Below are 23,665 nucleotides of genomic sequence, written 5' to 3' on the forward strand. Positions count from 1 at the left end.
TACCATCGTCACCAACGGTACCAGTCCCTACCACTTTGCCATCCGGATTCTTCACTTCGACAGTGGCGCCTGGCGTCCCTGTACCCGTGACTTCCGTGCTGCCGTCTTCTTGACCTGTTGCGGTAACGCCGGTTGGTGTTTCAGACTTCGTCTGTTCTGGCGTTGTTACAGTTACGGTCGTCGCGTCGCTTGGATCCTTACCTGGTTCCGTTTGGGTCACGGACAGCGGAACCCCTGGTTTTGCATCGTCTTTTGGCACGGTGACATCGAACTTACCATCGTCACCAACGGTACCAGTTCCTACCACTTTGCCATCCGGATTCTTCACTTCGACAGTGGCGCCTGGCGTTCCTGTACCCGTGACTTCCGTGCTGCCGTCTTCTTGCCCTGTTGCGGCGACACCGGTTGGCGTTTCAGACTTCGTCTGTTCTGGCGCCGTCACAGTTACGGTCGTCGCGTCGCTTGGATCCTTGCCTGGTTCCGTTTGGGTCACAGACAGCGGAACGCCTGGCTTTGCCTTGTCCTTTGGCACGGTGACATCGAACTTACCGTCGTCGCCGACAGTACCTGTCCCTACCACTTTGCCATCCGGATTCTTCACTTCGACAGTGGCGCCTGGCGTCCCTGTACCCGTGACTTCCGTGCTGCCGTCTTCTTGACCTGTTGCGGTGACGTCAGTTGGCGTCTCAGACTTCATCTCTACCGTTGGTACGGTTACCGTCTTTGTTTCCCCACTTACTGGCACGTTCGTCAGCCCCTTGAGGCTTGGCGTAACTGTCAAGATTGTCCCAGCAGGTACGGATGCATCGACTGGTATTGAGTACTTACCATCATCCCCGATCTTGCCCTGGCCGACAATGTTGCCCGCAGGATCAGTGATCATGACATCGGCACCCTTGGTTCCTTCGCCGGTAACCGTGTAGCCCTTGGTAGCGTCTCCGGTGATGTCTGCTGAAGTCAGTTCAGGAACTGTTTCTAGTTTATCTTCCAGTTTCTTGACGATGCCATCAACATCTTTTTGCGATGCAGTCTTGGCACTCTTGCCCTCGGTAGCTGGATCTTGATCTTGTAAGATATAAAGCGCCGTCTGCAAATCATCGCCAGCCTTGGTGGTCAGTGCTGGATCTTTTTGAATCTCAGTCACGTATTGATCCAAAGCCGTCTTATTGACGATTTGGTATGCAATCGTGGTCGAGGTGGTGTAATCAGGCGTGGTGTCATCGGTTTGCCGGAAAAGGTTGGCACTGACGCCGATTGTTTCTGCCTTGAACTTACCGTCTGCAAACGCCGGATCCATGTCTTCGGTCAAGATCGATTGCTTGAAGTCGGGATCGTTGAAGCTGATCGGCACAACGACGCTTTGCGAAGCGCCAAAACTAGCATCCCCTGCAGTATCGACAGCACCCGTAAGCGCATCCTTGACTTCCTGAATAATCTTGACGGGAAGGTCATCAATGCCCTTCAAAATACCGTCTAACATTGGCTTAGCCATGCCTTCCGCAACCGATCCGACTAGCGGAATTTTACCCAGTGCTGTGCTACCGTCATCACCCGGCAATAATCCAAAGAAAGCCAAGCCATAGTCTTTGATATCGTTGACCCAACCTTGGAAGAAGCCGGATACCATGTTACCGATCGCATCGGCAGCGTTAGTATCATTGGTTACGGTCAGCACATTGCCTTCTTGCTTGACGTCTTCAAGCGTACTGATTCGCACCCCATTATCCATCAAGTAATGTTCCATCGCGACGTCGTTGTCAACCGCAGCTTTAGCCGCAGCCAAGCCTTCAGCGTAGGCATCATCTTTAGTAACCGTTTGCATTGCGCTGGCCAAAACGCCACCGACACCTGAAGCTGCTGCATTGGCGATCTGTTCTGGAACAGTAAGCAATTGGCCAATGGTGGTCGTGATGAAATCAGAGACATTTTCAATGATGCCCCCAGTATAGAGGGTATGAACAACCGCTTTGCCGTCGATCTTATCGCCGACTTTCAGCGTCGTGGTGTTGTTGCTGTTATCGGTGATCGCATAAAATTCACCGGTATTATCGTTGCGCACGGTGACGCCGGCGTTAGAAACAGAAACCACGGTCCATGTTCCAACCTTCAGATCGCGTAAATCTTCCGCAACTTTGAAGACCGCGGAGTTCGCCGTATCGCCACCGATCAAGCGCCCGGCGATCCCGGTGTTGCTGATCTGTGAATGCAGATCGACAAAACGCGGCGTATCAACGATCGTTTCGGTGCCATCCATGTCATGATCTGTGTATGCTGAAGACAGTGCACCCTGGTTACTGTAAAAATCGGTCGCAGGCTTTGGCACAGGCCCGCTGACAACCGTCCCGTCGACCGTGATGATGCCTTCATCCCAGTCGTCGTTGTTAGCCGGGTCCTGCTCTTCGCTAGAGGCGGTCTTCACGTAACCGGAGTCTTTCTTTTCGGCTTCTTGCTTGTTAGCTGCCGTTACGGCGGCTTCAGCCGTCTTTTGGTCCCCTAAGTTCGGAGTGGCCGTGTTATCAGCACCTTGGGCGGTATCGTTAAACAGCGCCCCTTGCGCCAAACCGCCACCATTGTTCAGCTGATCTTTGACCCCACCAGTGGCATCAGTGGTGGTGGCGTTCAAGTCGTCAGGATTGGTGTTAGGCTGATCAGCTGCTGGTGCGGCTGGAATATCAACGGTGACAGTGGCAGTTTGGCCATCGACGGTTGTTTCCGTTAATGTCACCTGTTCGCCAGCTTTAACCGTGATGCGATAAGTACCCGTTGAGGTGACGGTCGTACTACCTTCTTCTTGACCATTAGCCTCTGCGGTGATTGTGGCACCTGCTTCTGCGCTTCCTTCCAAGATGGCCTTGCCATCTTGGAACGTCTTGGTCGGCTGAGCCAGCGTCGGTGCCACAGGATCGCTCTTAGGCGCACCGTTGACCTGCTGTGCGGCTGGTGCTTGTTGTGCAGGTGCCGCTTGCGTTGTCGCTGCGGCTGCAGGCGCGGATTGTTGGGTTGTGGTTGCCGCTGGTGTCTCTTGGCTTGCAGCCGCAGGTGTCGCGGCTTGGCCACTCGCCTGTGTGGCCTGTAGAACCTGGCTCACGCTGATTTGTGAAGAAGAATTCGTGTCCGCATGAACAAGATTGCCTTGGCCGATTGCCAACACAGTAAAATATGTGGTTACCAATCCGGCGATTGCCCACATTTTTCCTGATTTGTACATCTTGTACCTTTGCTTACGATCGGTTTCTAAGCGCAAGGTACCACTTCGCTTACCCTTTCCAAACATTCAAAAACCCTCCTCGTATATAAAATCACACCAGTTATGAGCGGGTAAAAAGGATCTACCCCTTGATCATCAATGAACAGCTCATGACAAAAATTATATTAGATATATTTTAATGCGAATATCATATACAAGAAAAAAGCTATGTTATTTTTGAATTAGTAATATTTTGTAAAAACATCTCTGATTACTTGCAACGCATATCAACGTCCCGCGTGCGAATACGTAATTTCGAGACACAGATGGCATTTTAATTAAAAAAGCCAGTATGTTCCTAATGCCTGTACGCGGCAATTAACCGGTCGCCTTCGAGTCTTAATGTCATTTAACCGAATATTCGTGTGATTAAATGACTACCGTTGTGTTATTCACCCACAAAAAAAGCCCTGTCGACAGGTTGTCAACAGGGCTGATTAAGTTTGTTACTTGGTGTACTTATCGAGAATCTCGTTGAGTTGATCCTTGGTGTGATAGCCGACAATCTTTTCGACCACGTCGCCATCTTTTTTAACCAGCAAGGTCGGGATCGCCATGATGCCGAAAGATTGTGGGGTGTTCGGGTTCGCGTCGACATCCATCTTCACGAACTTCACATCGTCACGGCTGCTTTCTAAGGCATCAACAACGGGGCTTTGCATCTTACAAGGACCACACCATGTCGCCCAAAAATCGGTGAGCGTCACGCCGGTTGCGGTCTCGGTTTCAAAATTCTGATCGGTAACTGCTTGAACCATTGAGAGTTCCTCCTCTTACTTTTTGTAACTACATCATACCACGTTGGCGTGCGGAATGCCACTCGATTGCTAACAATCTAAATTGGCTACTTGAACTGCACGATCGTCGCGCCTGAGCCACCGGCGTTTTGCGGGGCAAAGCCGAATTTTTTGACCTGGCGATTGCGTTGCAGATACTGCGTGACGCCGTTGCGGATCGCGCCGGTCCCCAGGCCATGGACGATCGTCACTTGGGCATAGCCGGCCAACAAGGCGGCATCGATATATTGATCGAGGTTGGTCATCGCCTCTTCATAGCGCTGGCCGCGCAGATCGAGCTTCGTGCCCGGGCCGGTGGCGCCTTTGACGACGGTCACGCGGCGCTTGGGTTCTTGCGGCTTTTCCGCTTGGACCTTCTGCAATTCTTTGGTCGCGACTTTCATGCGGATGATGCCCATCTGGACTTCCCAATGCTTGTCGTCGACTTGCTTGAGCAGCTCACCGGTTTGATCATAAGACAGCACCTTCACGGAATCGCCGCGGTGCAAGGCCTGTTTGTTTTTGGCCTGGCGCAAGATGCGGTTTTTCGGTTGGGCCTTTTCTTGATGGAGGTTCTTCAGCTCGGTCTTGGCTTCGATCAGACGATTTTCTTTGACGTTACCTTGGTTTTCCATCTGCATCTGGCGCAGGTTCTTGATGATCTTGTCGGCCTTCTTCTGGGCCTTATCGACGATCAAGTTGGCGTCATCTTTGGCCTTGTCCAGCTGGCGTTCGCGCTCGGTGAAGAATTCTTCGTAGGCCTTGCGCAGATCATCGTGCAGCTTCTGGGCTTCGTCGAGTTGCCGGCGGGTTTCCAGATACTCGGTTTCTGCGGCTTTGCGCTGCGATTCCAGATCAGAGATCATGTTGTTGAGGTCATGGGAGTCATCGTTGATCAAGCTCTTGGCCGCGCTGACGATCGTTGGATCCAATCCCAAGCGCTGCGAGATATCAAACGCGTTAGAGCGTCCCGGCACCCCGATCAAAAGCCGGTAGGTCGGCTGCAGGGTCGCGGAATCGAATTCCATCGAGGCGTTGATCGTCCCCGGGGTGTTGTAGCCGTAAAGCTTCAGCTCCGGATAATGGGTCGACGCCACCACATGGGCACCAGACGCGCCGACGGCATCGAGGATCGCGATCGCCAGGGCCGCCCCTTCTTGCGGATCGGTGCCGGCACCGAGTTCATCGAACAAGACCAGTGCGTGGTCATCCATCGCATCCAAGATCCCGACGATCGTTTTCATGTGCGAGCTGAACGTCGACAGGCTTTGTTCGATCGACTGTTCATCACCGATGTCGGCAAAAACATTCGAGTACACGCCGATGACAGAGCCAGCATCGGCTGGGATAAACAGCCCGGACTGGCCCATCAGCTGCAACAGGCCCAGCGTTTTGAGCGTGATTGTTTTCCCACCGGTGTTCGGGCCGGTGACGACGATGGCCTGATAATCTGCCCCGATCGTGATCGTGTTAGGCACGACCTTGTGCGGATCGATCAGCGGATGGCGGGCCTGGATCAAGTCGACATGGTTGGCGGCGCTGACGTCAGGCTCGGTGGCCTTGAGTTGCTTGGCGTATTTGGCCTTGGCGTTGATGAAGTCAAAATGGCCGAGCACTTGGTTGTTGGCGCTCAACTCGCGCGTGTAAGGCGCCACTTCACCGGTCAACGCTGCCAGCAGCCGCTCGATTTCGGCTTGTTCTTCCAGTTGTGCCTGGCGCAGGCGGTTGTTCATCTCGACGATTGCTTGCGGTTCGATGAACAGCGTCTGCCCGGAAGCCGACTGGTCGTGGACGACCCCGCCGAACTGGCCGCGATACTCGGCCTTGACCGGGATCACATAGCGGTCGTCGCGGATGGTGATGATCGGATCAGACAGGTACTTGCTGGAGTTGCCGTGGGTGTAGTTTTCCATCCGCGAGCGGATCTCGCCTTCCAGACGCTTGATCGCCTGGCGGATGCCATGGAGTTCCGGGCTGGCTTCATCGGTCAGCTGTCCGTCTTCATCCACGGCGGTGTTCAAGCGCCGTTCGAGGGCCGGCAAGGCGGTGAGCTGCTTTTGCAGATCATACACTCGCCGCAATTCCAGGCGCTCGTTGAGGTCATTCAAAAACTTATCGACGGCGCTGACGGTGCGCAGCACGCGGCCGAGGTGGGCCAGCTCGCGCCCGTTGAGCATCGCGCCGATGTCGACGCGCCGCAGCGCCGAGTTGATATTGTCCAGCTGCGGCACCGGAATGCCGCCGGCCAGGCGCAGGATCGACGCCCCGTCTGCGGTTTCATCCAGCGCGTTTTGCACCCATTCAGGGTCGCTGCTGGGTTGCAGCTTGGCGACCAGCTCGCCGCCGGCCGCGGTATTCACCAGTCCTTGAAGCACCGAGCGGATCTTGCCGTACTCCAAGGTGGTCAGAATTTTACTGTTCATGTTTCCTCCATTATTCCGTTGGCACAAAAGAAACGGCGAAATCGCGGGATAATCACCGTCGATTCGCCGTTATCATCATGATTACGCCACGATCCACAGATGTGTGAACAAGGCCGTCAACCCTGGGGTAAACCGCACGATCGCGCCAGCAACCGCGGAATTTGCCAACATATCTTGGATGCCTGTGACCGGGATCAAGGCGAGCAGATACAAGATCAAGAAGATAAACAGGTACCCCATGAGAAAATTCATCGCCCCGCCGAGCCACTTGCTCAGGCGGTCATCTGCGGTCTTGTAGGTCAGATCGTGGAACCACATCGCGACAAAGCGCGTTGCCAGCCAGCCTAGCGCCAGCACGAACACAAACGCGACGCCGCGATAAAACGCACTATCCAACGTCAACCCGACTTGATGGGTGAAAAAAACGAATTTACTCTGCTCAGTCGCACTTGGATACGGCACCCACTGCGTCATGAAGGCGCTCAACGGCTTATAGGTGAGCCATGCCAAGCCTAAACTGAGAATGTACCCGACGACATGGATGAGCTGTAGCCACATTCCCCGCCGCGCGCCTGAATAGCAATAATATGCCAAGGCGACGATAACGATCAACGATAACATTACTTGTCCTCTTGTTCTTTTGCCAATTGAGCCGCCTGCGCCTTGACCTGATCGGAGACGGCGTTAAAAGCCAATAACACCGCCGCGTCTTGCAGCGACAATTCTGGCGCAAGCTTTTGAATCTGGGCAAGCTGATTGTTAAGTAACGCGGTCGTTGCTTGGAAGTGCTCGGGCGTTCCAGGACCGATGATCGTGTAGGTTTTCCCTGCTATCTCGGCTTTGAAACGCCGCTTTTGTTCTGCCAAATTGCCCAGCCTCCTTATGCTATACCAACTCATTCTACCATGAAAATCTGGAATGCAAAAGCACCGCCGAGCCTGCAGGCGTCATGCCCTAAACGCACAAACGCCTCTGTCTCCCAACCAAAGTGGTCAGGTCACAGAGGTGCTCGTGTGGCGGCCAAAACCATCATGGTCTCAGCCTAATCATTCAATTGGTGATTATTCAGCGTCTTCGTCATCCAAGAAGGTATTCAATACCTCTTCGACCATGTCCCATTCGTCATCGTCTTCGATCGGGTATAAGTCGCCTTGGCTGGCATCGCCGTTGGCATCTGGCGTGAAGGAGAAGGCTTGGATCTCGACTTCTTCGTCGTCGCTTGCGCTTTGCGGATAAAGCAAAACGTAACTCTTACCGTAATCTTCAGAATCAAAGGTGAACAAGACTTGGTATAATTCTTCGTTACCCTTGTCATCGACCAGGGTGATCAGTTGTTCATCGTCGCCTGGGTGGACGTTCTCTTGATCTGCCATAATTGCCTCCTTAGCTGCGTGTTGGCCACGCATCGTGTCGTCTTAGCCTTTGGTCAAACGGCCGTGTTGGTCAAGATAGTTCTGTAGGATCATCTGCGCGGCAAGCTTGTCGATCACTTGCTTTTGACGCTTGCGGCTGGCATCGGCTTCTTCGATCAGCATTCGCGATGCTTCCACCGTGGTCAACCGCTCGTCGGTAAAGTCGACAGGCAAGCCAAAACGTTCTTCAAGCATCTTACCATATTCTTGAGACTTTTCCGCACGCGGACCCAAGGTATTGTTCATATTCTTCGGCAAGCCACACACGAAGCCTGTGACTTCGTATTGTTGCACGATTTCGCCGACGCGATCGAGGCCGAATTGCCCCTTATCTTCGTTGATCCGGATGATCTCAAGGCCTTGTGCCGTCCAGCCAAAAGGATCGCTGATGGCCACACCGACCGTGCGAGAACCCACATCAAGTCCCATCAGGCGCATCAGTCTTTCACCTTGCCCAGATAGTTACGAACAAGCTCCTCGATGATCTCGTCACGCTCGTGCTTCCGAATTAGGTTACGGGCATCTTTATACCGCGGAATATACGCCGGATCGCCTGAGATCAAGTAACCCACGATCTGGTTGATCGGGTTATACCCTTTTTCCTCAAGTGAGTTATAAACGGTTTCTAATGTTTCGTGAACGTTCTTCGGGTCGTTATCGTGAAAATCAAAGTGGACGGTTTGATCTAATGTGCTCATTCCTAACACCTCTATTCTGTCCAAGTTCACCTATCATTCTACTTGAAAAATCGGCAAAGTACAATCGTCCCGCACTGATTTCGCAAGCGTTATCAAGGTCAACTCGCGTGCCGACTTACTTGGCCGCCAACACGTTGACGGCTTCTGCCAACGCGTCTTTGATGCCAGCCGGATTCTTGCCGCCGGCTTGGGCCATATCTGGCCGGCCACCGCCGCCGCCTTGCACTTTAGGCGCGATGGCTTTGATGATGTCGCCGGCTTTGATGCCTTTTTGCATGGCGGCTTTGCTGACGGCGGCCAACAAGTTGGCCTTGCCTTTGGCTTCGGTCGCCAAGACCAAAACATCAGAGGAACCTTTTTCTTTCCATTGATCGGCCAACTGGCGCAGCTCGTTCATCCCTGCGACCTTCAGCTCGGCCTTGATCAAGGTGTAATCGCCAACTTGTTCGGCGGAATCGAACAACCCGCTGGCGGCTTGCGCGGCCAACTTGGCTTGCAAAGCCTCGACTTGCTTTTGGCTGGCCTTGAGTTCTGCTTGAATGCTTTGGACCTTGGCCGGAACCGAATCCAGCTGCTCGCTCTTGACCGCGGCAGCGACCGCGTTCAGCAGGCTTTCTTGATGGTTGAGGTATTCGAAGGCTTCTTTAGACGTCACGGCTTCGATCCGCCGAACGCCGGCCCCGATCCCGCTTTCGCCGGTGATCTTGAACAGACCTAAGGCGCTGGTGTTATCCGGATGGGTGCCGCCATCGAATTCCTTGTTGAAGTCGCCGATCGTCACGACCCGCACCGTGTCGCCATACTTGTCGCCAAACATCGCGATGGCGCCTTCTTTTTTGGCGTCTTCCAGCGGCATCTCTTTCCACGTGATCGGCAAAGCGCGCCAGATCTGGGTGTTGACGATCTTTTCGATCTGGGCCAGTTGCGCATCGGTCACTTGCCCGAAGTTGGTGAAGTCAAACCGCAGGTAGTCGGGTTCGACCAACGACCCGGCCTGATGCGTGTGGTCGCCTAAGACCAGCCGCAGCGCCGTGTCCAGCAAATGCGTTGCGGTGTGGTTCATGGAGACCTTCTTGCGCCGCTCTAAGTCCACCTTCAGTGTGTAGGTGACGCCTTTTTTCAGCGTGCCTTCGACGTCGACGGTGTGGAGGTTTTGACCGTTCGGGGCGTGTTGCACATCGGTGACTTTGGCAACGACCGCGCCGTCATCGGCAACGATCTCGCCGTGGTCGGCGACTTGGCCACCCATCTCAGCATAAAACGGGGTCTGGTCGAAAATCAGCTGCGCCACGCCGGCGGTTGCTTGATCGACCAAGGCGTCGTCGACGATCAGGTCTTTCAACACCGCCTGGTCTTCGGTGTCAGTCCAGCCGGTGAATTGACTTGGCGTTTCGATGCCCATCAACAGCTTGTCTTGGCTGCCCATGGATTGCGCATCCCCACGCGCGGCCCGGGCGCGTTCGCGCTGCGCCTGCATGTTGGCCTTGTAGCCGTCCATATCGACGGTCAAGCCGTCGTCTTCAGCGAGCTCTTGGGTCATTTCGACTGGGAAGCCGAAGGTATCAAATAGTTTGAAGGCCGTGGCGCCAGGCACAACAGTTTCACCGTTGTGCTTGAGGTCGGCGATCGTCTGGTTGAGCAAGGCGACGCCGGCATCGAGGGTTTCGCGGAAGCGGGCTTCTTCAGAACGGATGACCTTTTGGATGAATTCTTGGTTCTGCAAGACTTCTGGGTAGTAGCTCTTCATGATCTCGCCAACGACTGGCACCAGCTGATACAAGAAGTCGGCTTCGATGCCCAGCTTCTTGCCGTTCAACACGGCGCGCCGGATCAGGCGGCGCAGCACGTAGCCGCGGCCTTCGTTAGACGGCAAGGCGCCATCGCCGATCGCAAACGTGACCGTGCGGGCGTGGTCTGCGATGATCTTGAACGACACATCGTCTTTGGCGTTGGCGTTGTACTTCTTGCCGGCAGACAAGGTCTCGGTTTTTTCGATGATCGGCATGAACAAGTCGGTTTCGAAGTTCGTACGGGTACCTTGGATGACCGAAACCAACCGTTCCAAACCCATCCCGGTATCAATGTTTTTGTGCGGCTGTTCAACGTAACGGCCGTCTGGCAGGTGATTGAATTCAGAAAAGACCAGGTTCCAGATTTCTTCGTAGCGTTCGTTTTCGCCGCCAGGATAGTTTTCCGGATCGTCTTCGGCGATGTCGTTGAAGCTTTGGCCGCGATCAAAGAAGATCTCGGAGTCCGGGCCACAAGGGCCTTCGCCGATATCCCAGAAGTTGTCTTCGACGTCGAAGATCCGCTCGTCGGCCAAGCCGACGACTTCATGCCAGATGCGGCGAGCCTCGGTGTCCTTGGGGTAAACCGTGACGTACAGCTTGTCTTTATCCAGCCCCAGCCACTTGTCAGACGTCAAGAATTCCCAAGCCCACGGAATCACTTCTTCTTTGAAGTAATCGCCGACCGAGAAGTTCCCGAGCATTTCAAAAAAGGTCAGGTGCCGCGCGGTTTTGCCGACGTTTTCGATATCGTTGGTCCGGATGGATTTCTGGGCGTTGGTGATCCGAGGGTTCTTCGGCACAACAGAGCCGTCGAAATACTTCTTCAGCGTTGCCACCCCGGAGTTGATCCACAACAAGGTCGGGTCATCGACCGGGATCAGGCTAGCGGAAGGTTCCACCGCGTGGCCCTTGGATTTGAAAAAGTCGAGAAACATCTGCCGGATCTCGGCACTGGATAATTGTTTCATGGTTTCCTCCTATATAAAACGATCTTGATAACGATGCGTGGTACCCCGATGCTTTTGCAACAATAAAAACACCGCTGCAATTCAAGGACGCTTGCGCGCGGTACCACCTTGTTTGCAACGATGTTCATCGTTTACCTCTTCATTAACGTGTTCAGTTATGCATCAGGGAGCACCAGTCCGTGCGGGCCGCGACTTCTCAACAACACGTCGCTTTCTGTATGGTTAGCCGAACGTCTAGCATGTCCTAACGATTGCTAATTATACGAATCCGAACAAGGCGTGTCAACGTCAATTCACCCGCCGGCCGGCGCAATAAAAAAACACCGTCTTTGCCGACGATGTTTTGAGAGCTTAATCCAAACTGACGACGGCGACCTTGCGATAGACATGCGCGTCGAACGCGGCCGCTTGTTGGGCCCGGTAAGCCGGCGCCCAACTCAACGGCGATTCGTCGCGCTTGTCCGGTGCGGTCAGCAGCAACTCCGGCCGCGTTTCCTTGGTCGAGATCGTCAGCCCGAAGCGATTCGGGAGGTAGGCCGGTAGCGGCTCGAGCAGCTGATTCCCCCACGGAAACAGTTGCGGCAGGCCACCACCTTGCAAATACTCGTATTGGTCTTCGTTAGCCAGCGTGAAACCAAACCCGCCGAGCGCTTTTTGGAGCGCCTTAGCGTCCCAATCATGGCGCAGGCGTACCTGATAATGATGCGCACTGGCCTGGCGCAAAATCACCTGGCCGCTACTTAACACCGGCGCCCATGTCGGTTGGGCCGTCGGGTCGACACTGGTGACTTGCGGCCGCAACAGCGACAACACCGTTGGCTTATAAGGCACATAGGCAAAATGATTGCCCTTGAACACCTGCGTCAACAGGTTGATCTGCCCGATCACCTCTTCTTGTACCGGTACGGTTTGTCGCGCGACCAGCATCGGCGGGATCATCACCGTCCGCTTGGGGCTGAATTTCCCTGCCGGCAGTTTGGCCAGCACCCCGGCAACCGTTGACGCTTGCGGATCGACCCCGAGCGTCACGTCTTGTTGGCCGGGAATGAACCGCAACCACTCACCGCCGATCAGCGCGTCAAACGTGTTGAGCGTCTGGCCGAAATAGTCAACACTCACCGGCTTCAGTGTATCTACCGACAACAAAGGACTCAGAAAATACCGCGTCAGCTGTTCAAAGATAAACCGCCGCCGATCAGGCTTCAAGCCCGACCACTCCGGCAACAACAACTCTGTATTGACCATCGATTTGCCTCCGTTTTTGGTTGCGACCTACGACTGCGCACTGACTTATCAAGCTTCGCCAGGCAACGGGCTTGCGTGTAAGCAATTCTGGTCACGCGACGGCAAAGCCATCACGCGCCCAGACTCGCTTACACACAGCCCTAAACCCGCTCGGTTCCGCTCTTACTTTATCAAGCTACACCAGGCAACGGCATTGCGTGTAAGCCTTCTCGGTCACGCGATGGCAAAGCCATCACGCACCCAAGCAGACTTGCACCCATGCCTAAGTACGCCTGGTTCCGCTCTTACTTATCAAGCTACGCCGAGCAACGGGGCTGCGGCTAAGTCATCGCACCACGATACGGCTTTGCCGTACCGCGTCACGCTGTCTTACCCACGCCCCTAAATGCGCTCGGTTCCGCTCTTACTTATTCTTTTTCGCTTTGCGTGAGGCGCGCAGCTGTTCGCGTTTCTTCACGCGGTTGTTGAACCAGCGTTCCTTGTCCTCGGCTTTTTTGATCTTCTTCTTGTAGCCTGGCATGTGCTTTTTGGCTTCTTTAGCCGCCATGCCGCGGATCTTCAGGCTACGTGGATCTTCTTTGGCTTTGCGGGTCACACGCCGGTTACGGTCGTAGGAATCCACGATCTCGCCGTTTTTAATGGCCTTCGGGGCAAAATGGATCCCGAGGTGTTCGAGTTCTGCGATCTTCTCTTCTTGCCCTGGGGTGTACAAGGTGATGGCGATACCCTTCATGCCGTTGCGCCCGGTCCGGCCGACCCGGTGAATGAAGAATTCGTTGTCGTTAGGCAACTCAGCGTTAATGACATGCGAGACGCCTTTGATATCGATCCCGCGTGCCGCCAGATCGGTGGCGACAACGAATTGATACTTCAGCGCGGCGACCTCTTTCATCACGCGCTTGCGTTCGCGCGGCGGGATGCCGCCGTGGATCTTAGCGACTTCCAGCCCTTGATCGACCAGGTATTGGTGAATGTGATCGACGCTGTGTTTGGTGTTAGCAAAAATCAGCACCAAAAACGGCTGCCCGATCGTCAGCAATTGATAGATCAGCTGGTTTTTGTCGCGCCCTTTGGCGGCGATCAGCCAGTTGTCGACGGTGTCGGCGATGACGCTTTGCGGCTTGATCTCGATGATCGTCGGGTTAGCCATGTATTTTTTCAAAAATGGCTGCAACTTTTGCGGGATCGTAGCTGAAAAGACCAGCATCTGCAGGTTCTTCGGGAAGGTGGCCGCGATGCTGTCAACGGCAGACAAGAAGCCCATATCCAGCGTCATGTCGGCTTCGTCGACGACAAACGTCTCTGCCGTGTGGGCAGCCAACGCATCAGAACGGATCAGATCCAGGATCCGCCCCGGGGTCCCGATCACCAGATGGGGCTGTTGATGCTTGAGTTTTTCGACCTGCTTGGCCTTATCTGTCCCACCCACATAATTGTGGATCCGGACTTCGGGCATCGCCTGGGCCAGCGTTGTCGCCACGGTGTAGATCTGGGTGGCAAGCTCGCGGCTAGGCGCGGTAATCACCGCTTGCACGGTATCTAAGCTAGGATCGATCCGTTCTAAGATCGGCACCAAAAAGGCGTGCGTTTTCCCAGAGCCGGTTTGGCTTTGGCCGATCACGGATTCCCCGCGTAAAACGGCAGGAATCACTTTTTCTTGGATCGCGGTCGGTTCCGTGATGTGCATCGCCTCAAGCCCCTGGATCACCCCGGCGCTCAACGCGTATTGCTTAAATGTAGACATTCATTCTCTCCTCGATGCGTGGGCGACGTCGCTCGCTTCACGCGTGGTCTTTTGCAACTAAGGCGGTGAGTTCAGCCTTGATGGCTGCAATCTCCGCTTGATCTTTGGCTTTGGCGCCACTGGCAAGCGGATGCCCGCCGCCGTTATGGGCTTTTGCCAGTTCATTGATGATCGGGCCCTTGGAACGCAAGTTGACGCGGTACGGGCCGTCTGCTTGTTCGACAAAAATCACCCAAGCTACGACTTCACCCAGCCGTCCCGGCGTGCCGACAGCAGCGTGGACCTGGTCGCTGGTCAGCCCCAGTTCCTTGACCGTCGCCAGCGGGATCAACACGCTACCGGCGCCTTCAGGGGAGATCTCCAGGTGATTGAACACATAGCCTTGCAACTTCGCCTGGGCGAAGGTGATTTGGTTCATGCGGTTGTTCAACGCCGTGGGGTCGAAGTCTTCTTGGATCAGCGCTGCGGCCACCTGCAAGGTGTGCGGGCTGGTGTTGTTGAACAAGAAACGGCCGGTGTCGCCGACGATGCCGGCGTACAACAGACGGGCGACTTCTGCGTTGAAGCCGAGCTTGCCGTTGGCGTGTTGGATCAGGTCATAAATCAGCTCGGAAGTCGAGCTGGCTTCCGGCACCACCCAACGCAAGTCGCCATACGCGTCGTCGTTGGGATGGTGGTCGATTTTGATCAGATATTTCCCGCTGGCAAACCGCTCGTCTGACACCCGCGGCGTATCCGCGGTGTCGACCGCAATCACCAAGGCGTCGGCATAATCGCTGTCAGCCACGGTATCCATCTGGTTCAACCACGCGAGGTTGCCGACATCCCCGCCGGCGAGCAACACCCGCTTGGCTGGATACGCCGCGCGGATCGCAGCCCCTAGGCCCCCTTGTGAGCCTAAAGCATCAGGATCCGGATTGACATGGCGATGAATGATGATCGTGTCATAGGCTTGAATCTTAGCAATAATTTCATCTAAACACATCTTAATTACGCTCCAATAATTGGCAAGTGACAAGGGCCTTGGCAACCGGCAAGCCATCTGTTTGTAACTCGATATCCAAGGTGGCTTCGTGGCGGGTCATCTCAAGCGGCCGCACGTGAATATTCACCGTGGTTTCCAGCTGGATCGGCCGGAAGGTGTGCAACGATTCCTGCGCGATCAACACGTTGCGCCGGCCGGCCCGGTTCAAAAAGCCGGTGGCCGCCGCGTTGACGGCTTCGTTCAACACCCCAAAAGCCAGCGTCCCGAGTTGGTTGGTCATGATCGGCGTCGTGTGCAGGCGATAATCGGCCGCGTCGATCTTGGTCGACTCGACCAAGGTCATCTGCCCGGCAACTTGATCGGCGAAAGTCGCCGCGTCTTTGCTGTGGGAAAGGTCGGCCATGCTGGCAAACACGCTGTGACGCGTCACGATCCCAAGCAGTTGCCAAGAATCATCAACCACCGGCAACACCTTCAGGCCGTTGCCTTGCATGGTGTGGCCGACGGTCGTCACGGACAGATAAGGCTTGACCGTCAGCGGATCTTTGCGCATCACGCGCTCCAGCGGCGTCGTCGCCTTTTTGCCTTGCACGTCGGAATCTGACACCATCCCGACCAGGCGTCCAGAAGCCGTCACGACCGGCAAGGAAAAATCGTTGCGATCGCCGCGCATGCGGGTGAAATCAGCCACTGTGCCGTCTGGCAGCGCGGTTTGCACCTTGCTGAGCGGTGAATAGATCGCCGCAACGGTCATGATGTCTTGTTTGATCGCCTGATCAGACAGCGCCCGGTTGATCATCGTCGCCACTGTGAAGGTATCATAGCTGGTTTGCATGACCGGCAGGTTGGCCGCGTTGGCCTTGGCGATGACCGCATCCGAGGTCATAAAGCCCCCAGTGATCAATACCGCGGCGCCGTTTTGCAGCGCGAGCTTCTGGGCATCTTCACGGTTACCAATGATCATCAAGGAGTTCGGGGTGATGTAGCGGATCATCTCGTCTGGCGTCATCGCCCCGATCACGAACTTGTCGAGTTGTTTGGCCAGCCCGGCGGATCCTCCGAGGACCTTGCCGTCGATCAGCTTCAACAACGCCTTGAAGGTCAAGGAATCGATGTTATTGATCGGCTTTTGTTCGATCCGAATCGTCCCGACCCGTTCAATGGTCGACACCAAGCCGGTGGTTTCAGCCTCTTTGATGGCCCGATAGGCCGTTCCTTCTGAGACCTGTTGCTGTTTTGCAATCGAGCGGACGGAGATCTTGGTGCCGACCGCTAGATTACCGATGTATTGTAGGATCTGTTCATGTTTCGTCGCCATTATCTTACCTCACGTTGTTGTTGAGCTTAGTATAACACATCTCGGCGCTGTACTAATCACAGCGGGAGATCCAAGTTTTCAAATTGTTGCGGATCCAAGTTGGTGATGGTGATTCCCAACAGCCGGATCGCGATGTCGTCCCCACGCACCTGCTCCCACAAGCGCCAGGCCTGGACAAAAATATCTGCCGCAGAACTGAGATACTGTGGCAGGCTCACCCGCCGCGTCAATGTGTTGAAATCCGCGTCGCGCACCTTGAGCACCACGGTTTTGCCGTGCTTTTGCTTGCGCGCCAGCGCCTCTGCCACCATGTCCGCCAGCGTGTGCAGCTCCGCTTCCACCTGGGCGTCGGTCGTCCGTACCGCCCGATAAGTCCGCTCTTTGCCAATCGACTTGGCGTCTCTGACCTGCACCGGGCGGTTGTCGATGCCGCGGGCGTGTTGGTATAGTCCCAGCCCCATTTTGCCAAACAGATGGATCAGCTCCGCTTGGCTGTGTTGTTTCAAACTGGCGCCGTCGGTGATGCCGAGCGCTTCTAATTTTGGTAGCGTCTTGGCCCCGACCCCACGAAATTCTCCGATCGCCAACCGGTCCAAAAACGCCTCCGCCTGTTCGGGCAAAATGATCGTGCGACCGTTGGGCTTGTTATACTCGCTGGCTTCTTTGGCCAAGAATTTGTTGTACGACAACCCGAAGCTGCAGGTGAGCTGGGTCTCTTGTCGGATCCGGTCTTGCAGCCACAGCGCCAGATCGATGGTCGTGGGGAAATCACGGTTGGCCGTGACGTCGAGGTAAGCCTCATCCAGCGCCACCGGCTCGATCAAGTCGGTTACCTGGTGAAACAGCGCGTGAATCTGTTGTGACACCGCGCGATACTTCGTAAAATCAGGTGCCTTGAACGTCAACAAGCGCTTGGGCACCAGCCGTAGCGCTTCTTGGGCGGTCATTGCCGAATGCACCCCGTATTGCCGCGCGATGTAGTTGGCGGTGGTGACGACCCCTTTGCCCCCGGTTTGCCGCGGGTCATGGGCGATCACCAGCGCTCGGGAGCGCAATTTGGGATCATCGCGCTGTTCGATCGACGCGTAAAAAGCATCCATATCGATATGCAAGATCCGCCGGCTGGTGTCGTTGATCTCCGGAATTGCAAGCCACTCCGCCATCCGCTCACCTCCATGATTTAGCTCGACTAGCGTACAAAACGGTCTGCATCGAAGCGCACGCTTCAGTGCAGACCGTATTTGTCTGGGTTAAAGATTAATCCGCCATCTTGACATGGGTCGGTTGCCAGAACCACTCGTTACCGTCTCGAGCCAACAGGTCAAACGCAACTTTCGGCCCCATCGTCCCTGCCGGATAAGTTGGCATCGACGTGTCATTTTGCCAGGCCGCCAAAATCTGGTCGACATACTGCCAAGTCTTGGCCAGCTCTGTCCAGCGGGTAAAGTTCGTCTGATCGCCTTGCAGCGCGTCTTGGATCAAACGTTCATAGGCTTCCGGTGCATTTTTGGCCAGGCGTTCGTCGTGGCGGTAGCGCAGCTCTTCGGCCATCAAGTCAGCTGACTGCCCCAACTTCTTGCCGTTCAAGGTCAACGAGAACCCTTCGCTAGGCTCGACATAAATCGTCAAGGTGTTGGCCTTGGCCTGCGTGCCGAAAAGCCCGTCGGCGTCTGCTTTGAACACGACAGTGATCTGCGTCGACTTGCGCGTCAGCCGCTTGCCAGTGCGGATGTAGATCGGCACGCCGGCAAACGTCGGCGTGTCGACCAGCACCTTACCGGCGACAAACGTATCCGTCAGCGAATCGGCGGCGACACCAGCTTCTTCCCGATAACCCGCGACGGTCAGCTTATCGATCACCGCAGACGCATACTGGCCGCGGACAAAATTGGTGCGGGCCTCTTCTTCGGTATACATGTGCAGATGATTGAAGACCTCACCTTTGACCGCATGGATCGCATCCGGCGTCAGACTGGCGGGCTTGGCCATGGTCAAGTACGCCAACAGCTGCATCACGTGGTTTTGCACCATGTCCCGAATCGCACCTGAATGCTCGTAGTAGCCGGCGCGTTCTTCGACCCCGACCGCCTCGGCCAAGGTGATCTGGATGTTTTGGATGTGGTCTTTGTTCCACATGTTGGCGACCAGCGGGTTGGCAAAGCGCAAGGCCATGATCGCCTGGGTCATCTCTTTGCCCAGATAATGATCGATGCGATAGATCTGCGACTCATCAAACGTGGCGGTGATCGAGTTGTTCAAGGCCAGGGCGGAATCGTAATCACGGCCGAACGGCTTTTCAATCACCAGCCGGTTGAAGCCCGTGTCGGTCAACAAGGCTTCAGACTTGAGGTGCTCGGCAATCGTGGCAAAAAAGTCTGGCGCCATTGCCATATAATACAGCCGGTTGCCCCCGACAGCATACTGCTCATCTAACTTCGCGGCCAGATTCTTCAGCGTGATGTAGTGATCGGCATCAGTGACATCATGAGATTGGTAATAAAAATGGGCCGCAAAGGCTTCAGCTTCTGCCTGCGTTGCCTCTGGCTCATCTTTGACAGCGTTCACCACGATGTCGCGATAGTAATCATCCGACCAAGGCCGGCGCGCGGTGCCGATCACTGCAAAATGGTTGCGCAAATATCCTCGCCGGTATAACCCAAACATTGCGGGATAAAGCTTGCGTCGAGCGAGGTCGCCCGAACCACCAAAGAGAATGATCACTGCTGCTTGTTCTTCTGCCATACGCTGTATGCTCCTATAACTTCTACTCATTCAAATTAATCTTGTAAGGCCGGATCGACGAAGATGTGTGATGCCCGCACGATATCCACGGCCACATCCCCGTCGGTACGCGTCAAATGAAGCGTGATCGCCTTGGCATCCACGGCGGCCACCGTGAAGTGGTCTTCGATCCGCAGATCGATGTCGTGGATATAATCGATCACGTTGACCTCATCGACGACGCGTTCGATGTGGCCTTTTTGGCCGACGACCAAGGTCGCCAGCGGCACCCGACTCTGGTCAAAATAATGCCCATCAGCGTCGGGAATCACGCCGCCATGCGGGCAATATTGCGGATGGCCGAGCATCTCTGAGAGCCGATCGGCCATGTCTTGCGTCGTCGCGTGTTCAAGCAATTCTGCTTCTTGATGGATATTGTCGACCGGGTAATGCAGGGATTGCACCAAGAACACTTCCCACAGTCGATGATTGCGCACTAATAGCGCCGCGCGCTTTTGGCCTGTTGCCGTTAATTTGATGCCTTGATATGGCGTATGGGTCACGTATTTTTGTTCGACTAATTTGGCGATCATCTCACTGACCGAAGCTGCCGAAACCGACAAGCCGGCAACGATCTGCTTGTTTGAGATCAGCTGGGTATCTCCGCCCAGTTCAAAAATCATTTTAAGATAATCTTCTTTATTAGGTGTCATAAGCCATCCTTACTTTTAGTGGCAATAGTCTTAGTCTATTATGGCATGAAACGCCTGAAAATAGAAGTCACCAACCACGGACTTCTCAGATTCCCACAAGTCTTTTCCTGAGCAAATCACCTGCCTTCCGCCACGAAAAAACAAGCCTCTCTGTGAACAGAGAAGCTTGTCTGATGAGGCTATCGAGTTGTCAGCGATTACGGCCGAACAGTTTCGCTGGAAGCTGTGCCTTCGTATTCGTCGAGCAGGATCTGCTTCATATCACCGATCAGCGGTTCAACTGGGTTGGTGACCGTGCAGTTATCTTCGTATGCCAGTTCTGCGATGCGATCTGCGTTAGCAACCACGTCTTCTTTGGCGATCCCTTGTTCCTTCAAACTCATCTTGACGCCGATGCGGCCGGCCAGATCGATGTAGGCTTGAACGAAGCTTTCAACCAATTCCGCCGTGGTATCGCCTTTGAGTCCCAGGTACCGGGCGATTTGCGCATAGTCTTCATCAGCCTTGAAGTAGTTGTACTTAGACCATACCGCTCGCTTGGTCGGGGTCTTGGCGTTGTAGCGCACAACGTGTGGGAAGGTGATCGCGATGCAACGGCCGTGAGGCAAGTGGTACGTTTGCCCCAGCTTGTGCGCGATACTGTGGTTGATCCCCAACAGCGCGTTGGCAAAGGCCATGCCGGCGATCGTCGACGCATCGTGCATCTTCGCCTTGGCCTCCATATCCCCGTTATAGGAAGCTTCCAAGTTATCGAAGGCCAACTTCAGCGCCTCCAGCGACAATCCACGCGTGTATGAACTTGCCATCGTCGACACAAAACTCTCGGTGGCGTGGCAGATAACATCCAAGCCGGTATCAGCGACGACCTTTGCTGGTACGGTTTCGATGAACTGCGGATCGACCAACGCAACGTCTGGCGTCAGGGCGTAGTCAGCCAGCGGGTACTTGATGCCGGTGTCAGAATCGGTGATGACCGCAAACGGTGTCACTTCAGACCCGGTCCCAGAAGTGGTCGGGATGCAGACGAGCTTGGACTTGGTCGGCTTCGGGAACTTGTACGTCCGCTTACGGATATCCAAGAACTTCTGCTTGGCGCCAAAGAAGTCGCCATCACCATCGTAGAACAACCAGATGCCTTTGGCCGCGTCCATAACAGACCCACCACCGATGGCAACGATCGCGTCTGGCTTGAAGTCTTTGGCGATCGCGGTACCTTTATAAACTGTGTCACTGGATGGATCTGGTTCGACGTCCAAGAACGTCTGGACGTCGACGTTGTTCGTCCGGTTCTTCAATACGTCTTCAACAATGCGGACATAACCTAATTTTTCCATCCCGCGGTCGCCGACGATCAAGACCCGATCGAGCCCATCCATCTTTTCCAGATAGCGAACCGAGTTGCGTTCGAAGTAGATCTTCGGTGGCAACTTGACCCATTGCATGTTATTGCGCCGCTTAGCCAATGTCTTAATGTTCAACAAGTCGATCGTCCCCACGTTATGCGAAATTGAGTTACCGCCGTATGAGCCGCAACCTAGGGTCAACGATGGGATCATGTTGTTGTACAGATCCCCGATACCACCAACGGTCGATGGGGTGTTGACCAAGATCCGGCAAGCCTGCATCTTATCCGCAAATTCCACCGCCAGGTCATCATCTTTCGTGTGGATAACAGCAGTGTGACCGAGACCACCAATGTCGAGCATCTTTTCGGCCTTAGCAAAGCCGTCTTCATGATCTTTGGCCTTGAACATTGCCAACACTGGACTCAGCTTTTCGTGCGACAGTGGGTACTTATCGCCGGGTTCCGGCAGTTCCGCGATGATCAGCTGCGTGCGCTTGGGAATGTCGATGCCGGCCCAGTTGGCGATCTGCCAAGCACTTTGACCGACGATGCGCGGATTGACCGCCATCTTCTCGGTGTTGATGACCGTTTCGGTGAACTTTTGCAGGTCTTTCTTCTGCACGAAGTAAGCCCCTTGATCGAGGAATTCTTGCTTGACCTTGTCGTAGATCGGCGCGTCGACGATCATGCCTTGTTCAGAAGCACAAACCATCCCGTGGTCAAAACTCTTCGACAACATGATGTCGTTGACCGCTTGCTTGATGTCTGCGCTGGCTTCGATATAAGCCGGTGCGTTCCCAGCCCCGACCCCTAAAGCCGGCTTGCCGGACGAATAAGCGGACTTCACCATGCCAGGACCGCCAGTTGCCAAAATCGTGGCCACGCCGGGATGGTGCATCAGTGCTTGGCAAGCTTCAATGCTTGGTACCGGAATGTATTGCAAAGCGCCTTCTGGCAAACCTGCCTTGATGGCTTCTTCGCGGATCACATCCAGCGCCCGTGCTGAAGACTTCTGTGCCCCTGGGTGGAACGAGAAGATGATCGGGTTACGCGTCTTGATCGAAATTTCAGACTTGAACATCACCGTCGACGTCGGGTTAGTCACAGGCGTTACCCCAGCGATGACCCCGATCGGTTCAGCGATCGAGATGACGTTTTTCTGCTTGTCTTCGTTGATCACGCCAACCGTCTTGTCGTCTTTGATCGAATGCCAGATTTCTTCAGTGGCAAACATGTTCTTAACGGCTTTATCTTCATACACACCACGACCGGTTTCTTCAACCGCCATCTTGGCGAGTTCCATATGATGATCCAAACCAGCGATCGCCATGCGGTGAACGATATGATCGACCTTGGCTTGATCGAAGCCCTTCATCACCTTGAGCGCTTCTTGCGCGTTTTTGACCAACTCGTCGATCATCTTATCGACGTCAACTTGAGCATTTTTTACCGGAGCAGTTTTTTCGGCAGATTTCAGCATATTACGGTCCCTCCACAGTTGAATGTTTTCGTTAACCATTTCACAAGAACAATATACATGATGGTTGTGAATTTGTAAACAGGTTGAGTGAATTTTTTCACGGTTTTTTTATAAATGCCTATCTACAGGCGTTTATACACGTTAATCAAATTTATACAATGTGATTGTATGAGCTTGAACCGCTTTAATCTGTTTTTCTGAGAATGAATTCTGTTGTATTCCGATTCACGACCGGTGCTGAGCGAGACCGATGACCTCACATCACGTTAAAAACACTGCCGATAAAACGCAAACACCCCTGTCTGCGATTCAACGACCGAATCGTGGCACAGAGGTGTCTGAATAAAAAAAGCCCCTGCATCTCTGCAGGGGAGCTAAGCTTAGTCTTTGTCTTTATCGTCCTTGTCATCAGAAGATGGCTCGGTATAGCCTTTGTCGTCTTGCTTTGCTGGCTTAGCTACCGGTTCAGTAGCGGCTGTCGCAGGTTGATCAACGACACGGATCGCACTGAGGTTGAAGGTTAAGAAGATGCCATCAAGATCAAGATCAACGGTGCCGGCAGTCTGATCGATGCTATCGATCACACCGTGCAAGCCACCGATCGTGACAACTTTGTCGCCTTTCTTCATTTGTTTCAACATTTCTTGACGCTTTTGTTGTTGCCGCTTCTGAGGACGCATCATGCCAAAATACATGAATGCGAACATGACAACGATCAGAATGATCATGGAATAGCTACTGTTCAATGTAGGCACCTCGTTTAATTTGTTTATTCATCTCATACTGTAACAGATTTTACA

18 protein-coding genes are annotated in these 23,665 nt (G+C 54.4%); all 18 read right to left on the reverse strand.

The window, feature by feature from the left end:
• The coding region (locus ACYVRB_RS06700; protein WP_461214327.1) for an Ig-like domain-containing protein at nucleotides 1–3,274 on the reverse strand (3,274 nt) is incomplete at its 3' end.
• A gap of 419 nt (nucleotides 3,275–3,693) precedes the next feature.
• The gene (trxA, locus tag ACYVRB_RS06705) at nucleotides 3,694–4,005 is read right to left on the reverse strand and encodes a thioredoxin (protein ID WP_461214328.1); all 312 of its coding nucleotides are present in this window, start codon (nucleotides 4,003–4,005) and stop codon (nucleotides 3,694–3,696) included.
• An 86-nt stretch (nucleotides 4,006–4,091) separates the two neighbouring features.
• A complete protein-coding gene (locus ACYVRB_RS06710; RefSeq protein WP_461214329.1) occupies nucleotides 4,092–6,446 on the reverse strand; it encodes an endonuclease MutS2 in 2,355 nt (784 codons plus the stop codon).
• Nucleotides 6,447–6,527: 81 nt separating this feature from the next.
• Entirely contained in the window at nucleotides 6,528–7,067 is a 540-nt protein-coding gene (locus ACYVRB_RS06715) for a CvpA family protein (RefSeq protein WP_461214330.1), read from the reverse strand.
• Nucleotides 7,067–7,312 (reverse strand): cell division protein ZapA, encoded by a 246-nt coding sequence (locus ACYVRB_RS06720; RefSeq protein ID WP_461214331.1) that lies wholly within the window; start codon nucleotides 7,310–7,312, stop codon nucleotides 7,067–7,069. The genes ACYVRB_RS06715 and ACYVRB_RS06720 overlap by 1 nt, the downstream gene beginning before the upstream one ends.
• Nucleotides 7,313–7,507: 195 nt before the next feature.
• Nucleotides 7,508–7,819 (reverse strand): DUF1292 domain-containing protein, encoded by a 312-nt coding sequence (locus tag ACYVRB_RS06725; protein ID WP_461214332.1) that lies wholly within the window; start codon nucleotides 7,817–7,819, stop codon nucleotides 7,508–7,510.
• Between the two features lie 42 nt (nucleotides 7,820–7,861).
• Nucleotides 7,862–8,296 carry a Holliday junction resolvase RuvX gene (gene ruvX / locus ACYVRB_RS06730; protein WP_461214334.1) on the reverse strand — a complete coding sequence of 145 codons (435 nt, stop codon included), beginning with the start codon at nucleotides 8,294–8,296 and terminating at the stop codon, nucleotides 7,862–7,864.
• Nucleotides 8,296–8,556 carry an IreB family regulatory phosphoprotein gene (locus ACYVRB_RS06735; protein WP_461214336.1) on the reverse strand — a complete coding sequence of 87 codons (261 nt, stop codon included), beginning with the start codon at nucleotides 8,554–8,556 and terminating at the stop codon, nucleotides 8,296–8,298. The genes ruvX and ACYVRB_RS06735 overlap by 1 nt, the downstream gene beginning before the upstream one ends.
• Before the next feature lie 115 nt (nucleotides 8,557–8,671).
• The gene (gene alaS, locus ACYVRB_RS06740; protein ID WP_461214337.1) at nucleotides 8,672–11,314 is read right to left on the reverse strand and encodes an alanine--tRNA ligase; all 2,643 of its coding nucleotides are present in this window, start codon (nucleotides 11,312–11,314) and stop codon (nucleotides 8,672–8,674) included.
• A 351-nt stretch (nucleotides 11,315–11,665) separates the two neighbouring features.
• Nucleotides 11,666–12,559 carry a hypothetical protein gene (locus tag ACYVRB_RS06745; protein WP_461214338.1) on the reverse strand — a complete coding sequence of 298 codons (894 nt, stop codon included), beginning with the start codon at nucleotides 12,557–12,559 and terminating at the stop codon, nucleotides 11,666–11,668.
• A gap of 403 nt (nucleotides 12,560–12,962) precedes the next feature.
• A complete protein-coding gene (locus ACYVRB_RS06750) occupies nucleotides 12,963–14,303 on the reverse strand; it encodes a DEAD/DEAH box helicase (protein ID WP_461214340.1) in 1,341 nt (446 codons plus the stop codon).
• Between the two features lie 37 nt (nucleotides 14,304–14,340).
• Entirely contained in the window at nucleotides 14,341–15,288 is a 948-nt protein-coding gene (locus ACYVRB_RS06755) for a DHH family phosphoesterase (RefSeq protein ID WP_461214342.1), read from the reverse strand.
• A gap of 1 nt (nucleotide 15,289) precedes the next feature.
• Entirely contained in the window at nucleotides 15,290–16,606 is a 1,317-nt protein-coding gene (locus ACYVRB_RS06760) for a DRTGG domain-containing protein (protein WP_461214343.1), read from the reverse strand.
• Nucleotides 16,607–16,662: 56 nt separating this feature from the next.
• Nucleotides 16,663–17,769, reverse strand: a complete 1,107-nt coding sequence (dinB, locus tag ACYVRB_RS06765) for a DNA polymerase IV (protein WP_461214344.1) — start codon at nucleotides 17,767–17,769, stop codon at nucleotides 16,663–16,665.
• A gap of 94 nt (nucleotides 17,770–17,863) precedes the next feature.
• Entirely contained in the window at nucleotides 17,864–19,348 is a 1,485-nt protein-coding gene (gene zwf, locus ACYVRB_RS06770) for a glucose-6-phosphate dehydrogenase (protein ID WP_461214345.1), read from the reverse strand.
• Between the two features lie 35 nt (nucleotides 19,349–19,383).
• Nucleotides 19,384–20,040: a metal-dependent transcriptional regulator gene (locus tag ACYVRB_RS06775; RefSeq protein ID WP_461214346.1), complete on the reverse strand. Its 657-nt coding sequence runs from the start codon at nucleotides 20,038–20,040 to the stop codon at nucleotides 19,384–19,386.
• Nucleotides 20,041–20,237: 197 nt separating this feature from the next.
• Complete coding sequence (gene adhE / locus ACYVRB_RS06780; RefSeq protein WP_461214347.1) at nucleotides 20,238–22,865, reverse strand: bifunctional acetaldehyde-CoA/alcohol dehydrogenase; 2,628 nt, start codon at nucleotides 22,863–22,865, stop codon at nucleotides 20,238–20,240.
• 380 nt (nucleotides 22,866–23,245) lie between these two features.
• The gene (gene yajC / locus ACYVRB_RS06785) at nucleotides 23,246–23,611 is read right to left on the reverse strand and encodes a preprotein translocase subunit YajC (protein WP_461214349.1); all 366 of its coding nucleotides are present in this window, start codon (nucleotides 23,609–23,611) and stop codon (nucleotides 23,246–23,248) included.
• Nucleotides 23,612–23,665: the final 54 nt, after the last annotated feature.

The organism is Lacticaseibacillus boliensis, assembly GCF_054784775.1.